This window comes from Nocardia sp. NPDC051832 (genome assembly GCF_040681285.1).
In the GTDB taxonomy this organism is placed as follows: domain Bacteria; phylum Actinomycetota; class Actinomycetes; order Mycobacteriales; family Mycobacteriaceae; genus Nocardia.
In genome coordinates, this window is sequence record NZ_JBFAYL010000003.1 from 1033557 (window position 1) to 1047656 (window position 14100).

Consider the following 14100-nt stretch of genomic DNA (forward strand, 5'->3'; position numbering starts at 1 on the left):
CGTACTCGAGGAGATACCGATGATGAACGCACCCACCGTGGACCAGGTCTCGCTGCCCGTCGCGGACACCAAAAGCGCACTGGCGCGGATCAATTCCGTGGTCGGCAGGACCCCGGCCGCGCGCGCTCGATTCGGCGCTTTCGCCGTGACTTCGGGCATCGTGCTCGCCGAGTCCGTCGTCGGCGCCTACTGGGATCTGGCCCGCGTCCCGTATGTGGCGGAGACCTTCGCCGGTCTGCAGTACCCGATGTATTTCGCGACCATCCTGGGCGTCGCCAAGGTCGGCGCGGTCGCCGCGCTGGTGGTCCCCGGTTTCGCGCGGCTCAAGGAATGGGCGTACGCCGGGCTGGTCTTCGTCTACGGCGGCGCCGCGTTCTCGCACCTCGCCGTCGGCGACCCGGCCGCCAAATGGATCGGGCCGCTGGTCTTCACCGGCTTGACCGTGGCCTCATGGGCCTTGCGCGCCCCGGCGCAGCGCGATCCGAAGCCGCTGACCAAGGCCTTCCGATTCGGCCGCTAGCCCGCTCGCGGGCAGCGCGGTGAATCTCGTTGCGGCGCTGTGCCGGATAGTGTCCTTGACATCGAATCCGATTCCCGCACAGCGGATTCGCCCGGCGCGGCGCGGGTCAGCGCGCCGACGCCGGAATCGGGTGACCTGGCGCACATTGACGGCGGCCGATATGGGAAGTAACACAGTTGTTTTCAGGGCTGCTCACGCTGGGTAACCCGATCCTGCGGTTGCCGCCACTTGTCAGCCGCTCGTGCTATCAATGCTGCAACCGCTCGAGCGAAGGAAGCCCATGGAAACTGCGCCTACCCGTCCCGCCGGAGTGATCGGCCAGATCGATCGTGCGCTGGATGTCACCGGACAGATCGTCGAAGCGGTCCAGGAGGCACAGCTCGCGGCGGCCACCCCGTGCCGGGAATGGGATGTGCGCACCGTCCTCAACCACACCGTGGGTGGGATGCATCTGTTCGCCGCGGCGCTGAGCGGGATGGACGCGGGCGCCGGCCACGAAGACGATTGGCTGGGCTCGGACGCGCAGGGCGCCTTCGCCGCGGCGGCCGAGATCGACCGCGCCGCCTGGCATCGCCCGGACGCCCTGGACGGCACGATCGAGAGCGCGCTGGGCGCGCTGCCCAGCTTCTACGCGGCCGCCGTGCATCTCACCGAACTGGTGGTGCACGGCGTCGATATCGCGGTGGCCATCGACCGGCCCGATCTCGCCGACGACCAGCTGTGCGCGGAGTTGCTCGGCCTCATGGCGGAGCAGGGCGGGCTCGACGCCTTCCGCAAGCCGGGCATGTTCGCCGCCGAGGTCGAGATCTCGGCCGCGGCGCCCGCGCACCGGCGGCTGCTCGCCTACGCCGGCCGCGAGTGGAACTAGATCCGTCGCGCCGGGTGCCGCAGAATCGTTTTCGTCTTGGGGCCGAGGGTTTTACGCGGATCCGACAGGTAGATCTCGTGGTGCCTGCCGTTCATCGTCAATCCCTCGGCGGTCATGAAAGCGTCCATCCGGGCGAGGGTTTCGGGCTCGGTCGAGTATGGGCCGACATGCAGCACCTGTAGGGCCAGGCCCTCGTGTAGCCGTTCGAAGACCACTGGCTTCTCGACCATGTCGGCCGCCATCTGCTCGGTGACCACCTCCGGCATCCGAATGATCAACTGCCAGTGCCATTCCGCACGCGGCACGGTCAGCGCGGGCTGATCGGATTCCACCCACCACAGCCCTTCCAGCTTCGGCACCACGAAATCCTGGTCCGCCGCCTTGGCGAGTTTCTTGATCCCGTAGGCGGCCCGGTACAGCGCGCTCAGGGCCTCGGTGTATTCGGGCCCGGCGGGCGCGCCGACCCCGGTCACCGTCAGGTAGTCGTAGGCCTCGAAGGTCCGCAGCTCGACGTCGGTCGAAGCCGTGTAGTAGTGCTTGTCGCTCTTGGCGAGATCGATCTTCACAGCGATGCTCCTCTCGGTTCTGCCTCGAGCCTGCGCCCTCCCGCGACTGGAGAGTCAAGCCGATTATCGAATCACCGGTCCATGTAACCGTGAATTAGCTGATCGGTGGGTCAGACTGGGCGCGTGGCCCTCCTCCCACCGGACCAGCCTGCGGCGGACTGGTATTCGACGCCCCGGATGCCGCGGTGGCTGCCGCGCGCGATGGTGCTGGCGTTCCTGCTGCTCGGCCTCTTTCAGCTCGGCAACTGGGCGGTGCACCGGCTGCTCGGGCTGTTCGTGCTGGTGCTGGTCTCGTTCTTCGTCGCGCTGGCGATGGAACCCGCGGTCGACCGCCTGGCGGGGCGCGGGATGTCGCGCGGTCTGGCCACCGGCCTGGTGTTCGTCCTGCTGTACGCCTGCGTGGCCGGGTTCACCGCGGCGCTCGGAGTGCTGCTGGTGCACACCGTCAGCAGCGTGGTCGACGAGCTGCCGCGCCTGCTCAACGAGGCGGTCGACTGGGTCAATCGCACCTTCCATCAGGACTTCACGGTCGCGAAGCTGCGCGCGCGCCTGACGGACGAATCCAGCGTCATCGGCGGTTACGCCCAGCGCGCGGCCAACCACGCCTGGGGCCTGTCCTACACCATGCTGGGGGAACTCGGCCGCTTCCTGACCGTCGCCCTGTTCAGCATCTATTTCACGGTGTACGGACCGCGGATGCGGCGCGCGGTCTGCTCCTGGCTGCCGTCGCGGCGGCAGGACATGATCCTGCGGGCCTGGGATCTCGCGATCGAGAAGACCGGCGGCTACCTGTACAGCCGGGGCCTGCTCGCGGTGATCTCGGCCGTCGCGCACGCCCTGTTCCTGCTGGCGCTGGGCCTCCCCAACGCGATCGAGCTCGGCATCTGCTTCGGTGTGATCGCCTCTTTCGTCCCGATCGTCGGCACCTACCTCGCGGGTCTGCTGCCGATCCTGGTCGCGCTGACCATCCATCCGATCGACGCGGTCTGGATCCTGCTGTTCGTAGTGCTCTACCAGGTCTTCCAGGACTACGTGCTACAACCGCGCATCACCGCGCACACGGTCGACGTGAACCCGGCCGTCGCACTGCTGGCGGTGATGGCGGGCGGCGCCCTGCACGGCGCGATCGGCGCACTACTCGCCATCCCCGCCACGGCCACTCTGCAAGCTTTCCTCAGTCTCTACGTCAAACGCTACGAGGTCGCCGAGGACCCGCGCATCGATCGCGTCGGCCGCCGCGTCCGCGAACCCGAAAAGGAGGACCCCGCATGATGATTCGTCTCCGCCGCGCCTTGACCGTGGCCGCCTGCTCCGTCGCCGCCCTCGTGCTCCCCGCGACCGCGCCCGCCGGCGCCGAGATCGTCGGCGTCATCGTCTACAACACCGGCAGCGAGGGCCCGGTCATGGGCTGCCCGCAAACCATCCAAGCCGGAATCACCGACCCGGACGGCAGCCGCTACGAGATCACCGACAATGGAAATCCGTTGTCGCCCGTGCAGATCGACGAGCACGGCGACCCGTTCGTGCTGTGGACTCCCGCCGGCCTCGGCTGGCACACCATCGAGGTCCGCCAGTTCAAGCCCGGCGGCGCGACCGCCACCGGTCGCCTGGACATCGACGTCCGCCGGATCGGAATCAACTCCGGCAGCGTCTGCCTGGTGAACGGCCTGCCGTTCCCGATCAACCCGCGGACCGGCTCCTTGTTCACCTGAGATCAGCCGAGCGCCGGGGTGTCGTAGAGGGTGAAGTCGCCGTCGGGGCCGGAATCGACGCCGACGAAGCGGCCCGGCTGGATCGGGTTGTTGGCGAGGAATCGGATGACGGTGCCGTCGGGATCGATGATGTCGAGGAAGGCGCCGTAGGCGCCGCGGTCGGTGACTTCGGAGTGTTCGGCGCCCAGTTCCTTGGCGCGGGTGGCGAGTTCGTGCAGGTCGGTGACCGAGTCGACCTCCAGGGCGAAGACGTCGAAACCGGCGAGATCCGGCTTGTTCGCGCAGAATTCGCGCTCGCGCAGGGCGATGCCGAAGCCGGAAGGGTGCATGAGCTGGGCTCCGCGCAGGACGCCTTGCTCCTTGAACTCGGCGGCGAGCTGGAGGTCGAGCAGGTCGCGGTACCAGGCGACGCTGCGGGCGAGGTCGGTTACGGGCAGCTTGATGTGGCGGATGCGGGACAGCGCGGGCATGACAGGAATGATGCCTGCCCGGTGCGGTGGCCCCTAGGCGTTTCGGGGAGACACGTCGAGTTCGGGTAGCCGGGGCACCGAGGCGACCAGGCGGCGGGTGTAGTCGTGCCGCGGTGCGTGCAGGACCGAGTCGACAGCGCCGGATTCGACGACGCGGCCGTCCTGCATGACGACTACGCGGTGCGCGATGTGGTGCACCACGCCGAGGTCGTGGGAGATGAGCAGCAGGGCGGTGCCGAATTCGGCCTGCAATTCGGCGAGCAGATCGAGGATCTGGGCCTGGACCGAGACGTCGAGAGCGGAAACCGGTTCGTCGGCGACGAGCAGCGCCGGGTTGGGGGCGAGAGCGCGCGCGATCGCGACGCGCTGGCGCTGGCCGCCGGAGAGGGTGCGGGGGTGCCGGTCGAGGAGGTCACGGCTGAGGTGAACGGCGTCGAGGATTTCGCGTACTCGGTTGGCGCGGGCGCGCTTTCGGACGCCGATGGTGTCGAGGCTTTCGCCGATGACGCGCTCGACGGTGTAGCGCGGGTCGAAGGAGCTCAGCGGGTCCTGGGCGATCAGTTGCGCGGTGCCGCGGTGCGGGCGCAGTTCTTTCTCGCTGAATTCGCTCCACGGTTCGCCGTCGACGATGACCTGGCCGGAGGTGGGTTCGATCAAGCGCAGTGCGATCCGTGCGGTCGTGGTCTTTCCGGAACCGGATTCGCCTACGATGCCGAGGGTTTCGCCCGCGAACACGTCGAAGTCGACGTCCTCGACCACGGTCCGGGCGGTCGGGCCCGAGCCATAGGTCTTGCGAAGTTTCCGGACCGACAACACGATTCGGTGCTCGTCGACCGTGCGCGGCGGCAACGGCCGGCGGTCGCGGAGATCGGCTGCCGGGTCGTCGGAGAGCGCCAGCCTCGTCCCCCGCGAGGCGGCCGAGGGCACCGCAGCCAGCAGTTTCCTCGTGTAGGGATGCGCCGGCCGGGTCAGGACATCCTGGGCGGATCCGGCTTCGACGATCCTCCCGTCCCGCATCACCAGCACTCGATCGGCGAGCTCCGCGACCACGGCCAGATCATGGCTGATCAGCAGCAGCGCGTTGCCCGCGGCTTTGCGCTGCCGCAACAGCTCCAGAATCTGCTGCTGCACAGTGACATCGAGCGCGGTGGTCGGTTCGTCGGCGATGATCAGGCGGGGATCGCCCGCGATCGCCGTCGCGATCAGCACGCGCTGGCGCAGCCCGCCGGAGAGTTCGTAGGGGTACAGCCGCAGGCGTCGCTCGGGCTCGGGGACGCCGACGTCGGTGAGCAGGCGGACGCTGCGCGCGGTGCGCTCCGGCCCGCGCAGCTCGGTCAGCGCGCGCTGCACCTCGGACAGTTGCGCGCCGACCGTGCTCAGCGGATCGAGGGACACGAGCGCGTCCTGGAGCACGAATCCGATATCGCTGCCCCGGATTCGGCGCCAGTGGCGCTCGCGGTAGGCGCGTGCGTCCTGCCCGAAGAGCTCGAGCCGTTCCGCGCGCACCACCGCGCCGGGTCCGGAAAGCCCGGCCAATGCCCGTGCGGTGACGGACTTTCCGGACCCGGACTCGCCGACGATGGCGACCGCCTCGCCCGGATCGATCCGCAGGTCGATGCCGCGCACGACATCGGGTTTCCCCGCGAATCCGATCCGGAGATCGGTGATCGACACCAAACTCCGCGCGCTCACGTCGTAGCCCTTCCGTCGTAGTGCCGTTGCCAGTGCCGGCCCAGGGAACTCACCGCGAGGACCGTCGCGGTGACGGCGAGGCCGGGCAGCACCGCGATCCACCAGGCGACGCGCAGATAGTTGCGGCCCTCGGCGAGCATCGCGCCCCATTCCGGTTCCGGCGGTTGCGGTCCCATGCCCAGGAAGCTCAGTCCGGCCGCGCCGAGGATGGCGGTGCCGAGGCCGATGGTGGCCAGGATCGGGACCTGGGCCACCGCGTGCGGCAGCACGTGCCGGCGCACCAGCGTGGCCCGGGTGAGCCCGAAAGTCCGGGCCTGCTCGACGTACCCGGACTCCTGCACGACCAGGGTTTGGGCACGCACCACCCGGGCGAAGCGCGGGATGGAGGCGATGCCGAGCGCGCAGATCAGGTTCGCGGTGCCCGGCCCGGTGAACGAGATCAGCACCAGTGCCAGCAGCAGATCCGGGAACGCGGAGATCACGTCGAGGAAGCGGGTGATCAGTTCGTCGAGCGCGCCCCGGGCCAGCCCGGCCAGCAGCCCGAGCGCCGTACCCGCGAGGACCGCGATCGCGACGGCCGTGCTTCCGATGAGCAGCGAGTAGCGCGCACCGTGGACCACACGGGTGAAGACATCCCGACCCAGATGATCGGTGCCGAACCAGTGCTCCGCGCTCGGCGCGAGCTGGGCGGCAAGGGGATCGGCGGCGAGCGGATCCGCACCGGCCAGTACGGCGGGCGCGATCACCGCGATCGCGACCAGACCGGCCGTCAGCCCGGCCACGGCGACGCTCGGCCGGACACCGAATCGCTTCGCACGCGCGGTGATCCGGCCGGCAGTCGCGCGCGGCGGTTCGATGGCCGTCATCGGGCCCCTCCGCTTCGGGAACCGCGGCGCAGGCGCGGATCGAGCCACAGGTACGCCAGGTCCACCAGGGTGCTGATCACCACGTAGACGAACGCGGACAGGATCGCCACGGCCAGCACCACCGGAAGATCCTGGGTGAGAACGGCTTCGACCGTGACCCGGCCCAGACCCGGTCTGCCGAAGACCTCCTCGATGATCACCGCCCCGCCCAGCAGTCCGCCGACCAGCCAGCCGGTCAGGGTCACCGCGGGCAGCGCGGCGTGGCGCAGTCCGTGCCGCAGCCGCAGTTCACTCTCGCGCACCGACCAGGATCGCACCGTCACCGCGAACGGTTCGTCGAGCGCCCGCTCGAGTCCGTCGCGCAGCACCTGGGAGATGACCGCGCCGAGCGCGAGCCCGAGCGCGAGCGCGGGCAGCACCAGCGCGGACAGTCCCTTGTTCGCCGCTACGGGGAAAATCTTGAACTGGAAGCTGAAGACCGACAGCAGCACGATGCCGAGCCAGAACGGCGGAGTCGAAACCAGCGCCAGCTCAACGGCATTCGCGACGGCGCGCCCCCGTCGCCGCCGTGCGGTCGTGGTGGCCACGACTACCGCGAACACCAGCGCCACCAGCAACGCGGCGCCGGTGAGGGCCAGGGTGGGTCCGGCTTGCGACGCGATAACCTCCGAGACCGGGCGCTGCAACACATACGAACGCCCGAAGTCGCCGTGCGCCACGTTCCACAGATAGCGGGCGTACTGGACGGTGGCCGGGCTGTCCAAACCCCACTCCGCCCGGATGGCCGCCTCGACCTCTGGGGTGCGTGGTTGTTCGCCGAGCAGGACGTCGATCGTGTCGCCGGGCGCGAGGCGAACGCCGAGGAAGGACAGCGTGGCCGCCCCGAACAACACGCCGACGCCCGAGAGCATCCGTAGCACGATCTGTTTCGCCGGCCCGGCAGCCGCACCGGGCACTTCGCCGACGCCGGGTTCCCCTGTTCGCGGCGCGGTGAGCTCGAGCGTCACCGACACCACCCCGGCACGGTCCGCCGCGCCGCCTCAGCCACGGTCGACCCAGATGTTGTAGGAATTCTCCGGAAGCTGCTTGTACGGACGGAATCCCGCGCCGTGCACATGCGTGGCCGCCGCGATCTGGTTCTCGGGAATGTAGAGCGGCAGCCCATAGGCCTTGTCCACGAGGGCGAATCGCTGCAACTGACCGTACTGCCGAGCCCGCTCGGCGGTGTCGGTGGTCGCGGCGGCGGCCTGGAGCCAGCGGGACAGTTCCGGATCGCCGGCGCGGCTGTAGTTCAGCGTGCCCTTCGCTGTCGGTGGGTACCAGTGGTTTTCGATGTCGATGCCTCCGGTCAGGGTGTCGGAGTTGGCGATCGACCCGAAGGTGTTGTTCTTGCGCAGTTCGGCGTAGGTGCCCAAATCGACGTAGGAGACCTTCAGATCGATGCCCGCGTGTTGCCTGGCCTGCGCCTGCACCGCCTGTAGCAGCACCTCACGCTGATCCCGGACGGTGGACTGGGCCTGGACCAGCTCGATGGTCAGGCGCTGGCCGTTCTTGGTCCGGAAGCCCTCGGAATCCTTGGCCGTCCAGCCGGCTTCGTCGAGCAGCCGGTTGGCGGTGTTCTTGTCCGCGCCGTAGGTGCGTTCGATGCTCTTGTCGTAGAACAGCGTGTCGACGCTGGAGGCGATGCCCCAGCCGCGCGTGCGCTGGCCGCGATAGATCGACTGCAGGATCGCGTCGACGTCGACCGAGGCGTTGAGCGCCTTGCGGACCTTCTCCTCGGCGGCCGGGCCGAAGGTGGCGTTCCAGTACAGCGTGTACGGGCTGCCGTTGTTCAGCGAGCGCTGATAGGTGAACTCGGGATTCCCCTCGAACAGCGACGCGTCGTTGCCGGAGACGCCCTCGATGAGATCGACCTGGCCGGAGGTGAGCGCGCCGGTGCGCACCGAGGACTCGGGCAGGAACCGGTAGATCACCTCGTCGAGGTAGGCCGGGCCCTGGTGGGCGGCGTTGCGCGGCGCCCAGTTGTAGTCCGGGTTCTTCCGGAAGCGCAGTTCCTGACCCTTGACGTAGCGCTCGAGGATGAACGGACCGGTGCCCGCGATCTCGGGCCCACCGGCCTTGAGCTGCGGCTTGTCCCAGGCGGCGGGGGAGATGATGTCGAACCCGGAGGCGAAGTCGAGGAACGGCGCGTACGGGTTCTTCAGGGTGAAGACCACCGTGCGCTCGTCCCGCGCCTGCACCCCGGCGAGGTTCGACAACGGCCCGGAGGAGAACCCGCCGGAGTAGGCCACGTCCTGCATCGTGGTGAAATTGCGCGCCACCGCGGCGGCGGTCAGCGGATTGCCGTCGGTGAACCGCACGCCCTCGCGCAGCGTGAAGGTGTAGGTCAGGCCGTCCGGCGAGACCTCGTGGCCGGTGGCCAGCCAGGGGACATAGCCGCCGTCCGGGGTGCGCGCCAGCAACGTCTCATAGGTGTTGCGCAACATCAGCTTGGTGTTGCTCTGACCGTTGAGGTGCGGGTTGAGCGTGGTCGGCTCGGTCTCCACGCCCCAGGTCAGCGACCCGCCGCTGCGCGGTTCTCCCGATCCGCCGGACCCGCTGCCGGACCCGCCGCACGCGGTCACGACCAAGGCTGTCGCCATGAGAGCCGTTGCCAGCCGCCAATTCCGCTTCACCGCGGGGTGCTCCTGTCTTCGATGAGGAATAGTGGTTGATCGGTAGTGATGACCGCGCCTTCGGTGGCGGTCACGGTGACGATTCCGGGATGGGTCGCGGTGAGCTCGTGTTCCATCTTCATGGCCTCGACCACGCCCAGTAGCTGGCCTTTCTCGACGGCGGTGCCGGTTTCGACGTGCAGCCGGACGACGGTGCCGGGCATGGGCGAGCGGATCTCGGGGTCCGCCGCGGTCGAGCCGAACGAGCGGTACTCCGCGTAGCGGACGTCTCGGGAGACTCCGGCGACCTGCACCGCCCAGGTCTCGCCCAGCCGCCGGACGACGGCGGGCGTCGAGCCCACCGCGATCGTGTCGCCGGTGGTCCGGGCGCAGACCACGCCCGGCCCCGCGGTGGCGGCGCGCACGCGCACCGCCGGTCCGTCGTAGCCGCTGATCCGCACGGTGAACGGCCGCCCGTCGACCGACAGGTCGATGCCGCCGAGGTCGTGATCGGCGGGATCGAGCCACGCCCGATCGCCGGCCGGCGCGCCCGCCGACCACGGCGTGGCCCGGTCGGGCGCGGACAGTGCGGCGGCTACCGCCAAGGCGCTCAGCAGATCCGGGTCCGCGAACTCCGCGAGCGGGTCGATCCGATCCAGGTAGGCGGTGTCGTGCTCGGCGGCCGCGAGAACCGGGGAAGCGAGCACGTGCGCGGCGAACCCGAGGTTGGTGGAGATGCCGGTCCAGCGCAGTTCCGCGCAGGCGGCGCGGGCGGCGGCGAGGGCCGCGTCCCGGTTCGCTCCGGTGGCAACGAGTTTGGCGATCATCGGGTCGAATCCGCCGGTGACGGTGAGGCGGCGCGTGAAGGCCCGCTCGATCCGGAGCTCCGGCCACCGCGTCACCTCCAGGTCGCCGGGACACGGCAGGAACGACCGGAACGGGTCCTCGGCGTACATCCGAACCTGCACCGCGGCACCGTGATAGGTGATCTGCTCCTGCGTCGCGGGCAGCGGCTCGCCCGCGGCGACCCGCAGCTGCCACTCCACCAGGTCGATGCCGGTGATCTCCTCGGTGACGGTGTGCTCGACCTGTAGTCGCGTGTTCATCTCGATGAAGAAGAACTCGTCGCCGACCAGCAGGAACTCGAAAGTGCCCGCGCCGACGTAGTTCAGCGCCTGCGCGCCGCGCACCGCCGCCTCGAAGATCGCGTGCCGGGTGGCTTCGGGGATGCGCGGCGCGGGCGCTTCCTCGATCACCTTCTGATGCCGCCGCTGCAACGAGCAGTCGCGATCGAAAAGGTGCACAGCACTGCCGAATTCGTCGCCGAAGACCTGGACTTCGATGTGCCGCGCGTGTTCGACGTAGCGTTCCAGGTGCAGGCGGCCGTCGGCGAAAGCCGCTGTCGCGGTGCGGGTCGCGGACGCCAGCGAGGCGCGTAGCTCGTCGCGAGTCCGCACGACCGACATGCCCTTGCCGCCACCGCCCCCGGCCGGTTTGACGATGAGCGGATACCCGACGTCCGCGGCCGCGCGGACCAGGACCTCGAGGTCGTCGGTCGCCTGCCGCGTCCCGGGGAGCACCGGGACACCCGCGTCCGCCATGACCGTCAGCGCGGAGGCCTTGTCGGCCATCGTCTCGATCACCCGGGAGCTGGGGCCCACGAAGACCAGTCCGGCCGACCGGACCGCCCGCGCGAAGCCGGCGTTCTCGGACAGGAAGCCATAACCGGGATGTACTGCGTCGCATCCGGTTTCGGTCGCGGCGCGGACCAGCGCGGCGGCATCGAGATGGCCGCTCGCGCCGGCGAGCCGCACGGTCGCCACCGCGCCGTCGTGATAGGTCAGGTCGCGATCCTCGTCGGCGCTGACCGTGACGTAGTCGATGCCGAGCCGGTCGCAGGTGCGGGCGATCCGGGCGGCGACCTCGCCCCGATTCGCGATGAGCAGTGTCGAGATCACAGGCGGAACACCCCGAAGCTGCCGGTGGCGGCCGCCGGCCGGTCCCAGCGTTCGTGGGCCAGGGACAGGGTCTGGGCGAGCCAGGTCCGGGTGTCCTCGGGCTCGACGACCGCATCGATCCACATGCGGGCGGCGATGTAGGCCGGATGGGACTGGCGTTCGAAGCTGTCGATGATCGGTTGTTTGATCTTCGCTTCCTCGTCCGCGCCGAGCTCCTTGCCTTCGCGACGCAGCTTGTCGCGCTTGAGGATCGCCATCACGGCGGCGGCCTGCTCGCCGCCGACGCCGGTGGAGCGGGCGTTCGGCCACATCGCCATGAACTGGCCGCCCATCGACCGGCCCGACATCGCGAAATTGGCCGCGCCGAAACTGCCGCCGATCACCAGCGAGATCTTGGGCACGGTGGCGCAGGAGACCGCGTTGACCATTTTCGCGCCGTGTTTGGCGATGCCCGCGCGCTCGTACTGCTCGCCGACCATGAATCCGCTGACGTTGTGCACGAACAGCAATGGGATGCGGCGCTGATCGCAGATCTGAATGAAGTTGGTCGCCTTGAGCGCGCTGTCCGGGAAGATGACGCCCTGATTCGCGACGATGCCGACCTCGTAACCGGCGATGCGCGCGGTCGCGCACACCATGGTGAGTCCGTAGTCCTTGCGGTACTCCACCCAGGAGGCGGCATCGACGACGCAGCGCAGAATCGCGCGGACGTTCATCTCCTTCTTCGTGGTAGCGGGGATCAGCGCCGGCAGCCCGGCTGGATCGTCGGCCGGTTCCAGCGCTTCGAAGGCGGGCGGACGCACGGCGTCGCCGGGCGTGCGGGCGACGATGTCGCGGATCATCGCCAGCGCTTCCTCCTCGTTCGCCGCGAGATGGTCCGCCACAGCGGTTTCCCGGACGTGCAGGTTCGCGCCGCCGAGAGTCTGGGCGTCGACCTTGATGCCGGTGGCGGCTTCCACCAGTTGCGGTCCGCCGAGAAACACCGTGCTGAGGTCCTGCACCATCACCGTTTCGTCGCTCATCGCGGGGATGTAAGCGCCACCCGCGGTGCAGATTCCGAGCACCGCCGAAATCTGCGGCAAGCCCAGCGCCGACATCTCCGCGATATTGCGGAACATCTTCCCGAGGTGTTCCTCGTCCGGGAAGATCTCCTCTTGCAGCGGCAGGTAGATGCCGCCGGAATCGGCGAGATAGACACAGGGCAGCCGATATTCGCGGGCCAGCTTCTGCCCGCGCAGCTGCTTCTTGATGGTGAGCGGGTAGTAGGTCCCGCCTTTGACGTGCGGGTCGTTCGCGAACACCATGCAGGGCCGGCCGTGGATGGCGCCGATCCCGACCACCAGCGCGGCCGCGGGCAGATCGGTGTCGTAGACCTCGTGCGCGGCCAGCGCGCCGATCTCCAGGAACGGCGTTCCCGGATCGAGGATCCGGTTGACCCGTTCGCGCACAGAGAGTTTCGCGTCGCCCGGACGACGCCGCGGCGTGACGATCCCGGCGATGTGCTCGCGCAGTACCTGGCGCTGCGCTTCGAATCCGGTGTTGTTCTCGATGGTCAAAGTCATGCGAGCTGCTCCTCCCGCTCCTGATGCGCGGACAGGCTGGCGGTCAGGGTGTCGGCGAACCGGCGGATGGTGCCGGGCTCCAGATCGCCGCGCAGCATCAGGCGCAGGCCGGAGCTGCCGCGGCGGATGATCGGGAAGAAGATGGGTGAGGTGTAGAAGCCCGCGTCCAGCATGTCGCGCGCCACGGCCACCGTGGTGTCCTCGCGGCCGATGCTGACGAATCGGATCGGCAAGCCGTCCCCGGCGAGATCGGTGTCGACCAGGGAGTCGAACAGCCGGACCCGTTCGCGCAGTGCGGTTTGCAGTCGGTCGACGGTGCCGTCGTCGTGCAGGTCGCAGGACGCGACGATGGCGCCCAGCCCCGCGGTGTTGATCCGCTGCGACCACATCAGCGGCCCGCTCGTGCGCAGCAGCGTGGGCTTGCGGGAGTCGTCGCCGGGCGGACCGAAGAAGATGACGCCGCCGCTGGCGCCGAATCCCTTGTTGAGCGAGGCGATTACGAGGGTCCGGTCCCGCCAGCCCTGGTATGCGCCGAGGACGTAGCCACGGCCGCCGGGTCCGAGCGTCGAAATGCCGTGCGCCTCATCGAAATACAGGAACAGGCCGTACTTGTCCTGCAACCGGTGCAGCTCGGCCAGGGGTGCGCCGCCGCCCGTGCTGTAGACGCCGTCGGCGACATAGGCGACTTGGGAATGCTTGCGGCACAACTCTTCCAGCGCCGCGATGTCGTTGTGCGCGATGGTGACCAGCTCGGTCTCGTCCGCGACCAGCGGCTTCATCGCGTTCAGGCAGAAGTGCGCGTTCTTGTCGAAGACGACCAGCGGCGGCTGACCGCCGGTGAGCTCGCCGGAAGCGAGCAGCGGCAAGGTGGCCCACGCCGCCGCCGCGCACGAGGACACCGTGACGGCCTGCGCGCCGAAGGTCTGGGAGAGGCGCTGCTCGGCTTCCTCGAGCAGGGAGAGCCGGATCCGCATCCGGGAGATGGAGGAATTGATGGTCGCCGTCTCGTCGAGTCCGCGGTGCGCGCCCGCGATGATCCGCGGGTCGCTGTCCAGTCCGAGATAGGAGTACGAGGAGAAGTTGACGATCGTCCGCCCGTCGCGGTCGTGCACCTTCCCGTCCCGCATGTCCGCGGCGACGATGTCGACCAGCCCGTGCGTGGCGCTGTCGTCCCAGAAGGTGTTGCTCGTGTGGAGCTGCCTGCGGATATTGGCGAATTGGTGTGTGCCCAT

General features: G+C 69.0%; 13 protein-coding genes. 4 read left to right on the top strand and 9 right to left on the bottom strand.

Annotated features, from left to right (window positions below; translation table 11 throughout):
- Positions 1-19: 19 nt before the first annotated feature.
- Positions 20-520, top strand: coding sequence for a DoxX family protein (locus tag AB0M14_RS22465; RefSeq protein WP_364997909.1), 501 nt, complete (start codon positions 20-22; stop codon positions 518-520).
- 280 nt (positions 521-800) lie between these two features.
- On the top strand, positions 801-1388 hold the full coding sequence (locus tag AB0M14_RS22470) for a TIGR03086 family metal-binding protein (protein WP_364997910.1): 588 nt from the start codon (positions 801-803) through the stop codon (positions 1386-1388).
- Here the strand turns inward: AB0M14_RS22470 and AB0M14_RS22475 are convergent.
- On the bottom strand, positions 1385-1954 hold the full coding sequence (locus AB0M14_RS22475; RefSeq protein WP_364997912.1) for a GyrI-like domain-containing protein: 570 nt from the start codon (positions 1952-1954) through the stop codon (positions 1385-1387). The two genes, AB0M14_RS22470 and AB0M14_RS22475, sit on opposite strands and share 4 nt — an antisense overlap.
- Positions 1955-2077: 123 nt before the next feature.
- On the opposite strand from AB0M14_RS22475, the gene AB0M14_RS22480 reads away from it, so the two are divergent.
- Positions 2078-3226 (top strand): AI-2E family transporter, encoded by a 1149-nt coding sequence (locus tag AB0M14_RS22480; protein WP_364997914.1) that lies wholly within the window; start codon positions 2078-2080, stop codon positions 3224-3226.
- Entirely contained in the window at positions 3223-3666 is a 444-nt protein-coding gene (locus AB0M14_RS22485; RefSeq protein ID WP_364997916.1) for a hypothetical protein, read from the top strand. Before AB0M14_RS22480 ends, AB0M14_RS22485 begins: the two co-directional genes overlap by 4 nt.
- A gap of 2 nt (positions 3667-3668) precedes the next feature.
- On the opposite strand, the gene AB0M14_RS22490 is transcribed toward AB0M14_RS22485, so the two are convergent.
- The 8 genes from AB0M14_RS22490 to AB0M14_RS22525 are packed head-to-tail and all read right to left on the bottom strand — an operon-like array spanning position 3669 to position 14100.
- The gene (locus tag AB0M14_RS22490) at positions 3669-4136 is read right to left on the bottom strand and encodes a VOC family protein (protein WP_364997918.1); all 468 of its coding nucleotides are present in this window, start codon (positions 4134-4136) and stop codon (positions 3669-3671) included.
- A 33-nt stretch (positions 4137-4169) separates the two neighbouring features.
- A complete protein-coding gene (locus AB0M14_RS22495) occupies positions 4170-5828 on the bottom strand; it encodes an ABC transporter ATP-binding protein (protein ID WP_364997920.1) in 1659 nt (552 codons plus the stop codon).
- On the bottom strand, positions 5825-6694 hold the full coding sequence (locus tag AB0M14_RS22500; RefSeq protein WP_364997922.1) for an ABC transporter permease: 870 nt from the start codon (positions 6692-6694) through the stop codon (positions 5825-5827). Before AB0M14_RS22500 ends, AB0M14_RS22495 begins: the two co-directional genes overlap by 4 nt.
- Positions 6691-7701, bottom strand: coding sequence for an ABC transporter permease (locus tag AB0M14_RS22505; protein WP_364997924.1), 1011 nt, complete (start codon positions 7699-7701; stop codon positions 6691-6693). Before AB0M14_RS22505 ends, AB0M14_RS22500 begins: the two co-directional genes overlap by 4 nt.
- 33 nt (positions 7702-7734) lie before the next feature.
- A complete protein-coding gene (locus AB0M14_RS22510) occupies positions 7735-9369 on the bottom strand; it encodes an ABC transporter substrate-binding protein (protein WP_364997926.1) in 1635 nt (544 codons plus the stop codon).
- Complete coding sequence (locus tag AB0M14_RS22515; protein WP_364997928.1) at positions 9366-11306, bottom strand: biotin carboxylase N-terminal domain-containing protein; 1941 nt, start codon at positions 11304-11306, stop codon at positions 9366-9368. The genes AB0M14_RS22510 and AB0M14_RS22515 overlap by 4 nt, the downstream gene beginning before the upstream one ends.
- Entirely contained in the window at positions 11303-12868 is a 1566-nt protein-coding gene (locus AB0M14_RS22520; RefSeq protein ID WP_364997930.1) for a carboxyl transferase domain-containing protein, read from the bottom strand. The genes AB0M14_RS22515 and AB0M14_RS22520 overlap by 4 nt, the downstream gene beginning before the upstream one ends.
- Complete coding sequence (locus AB0M14_RS22525; protein ID WP_364997932.1) at positions 12865-14100, bottom strand: aminotransferase class I/II-fold pyridoxal phosphate-dependent enzyme; 1236 nt, start codon at positions 14098-14100, stop codon at positions 12865-12867. The genes AB0M14_RS22520 and AB0M14_RS22525 overlap by 4 nt, the downstream gene beginning before the upstream one ends.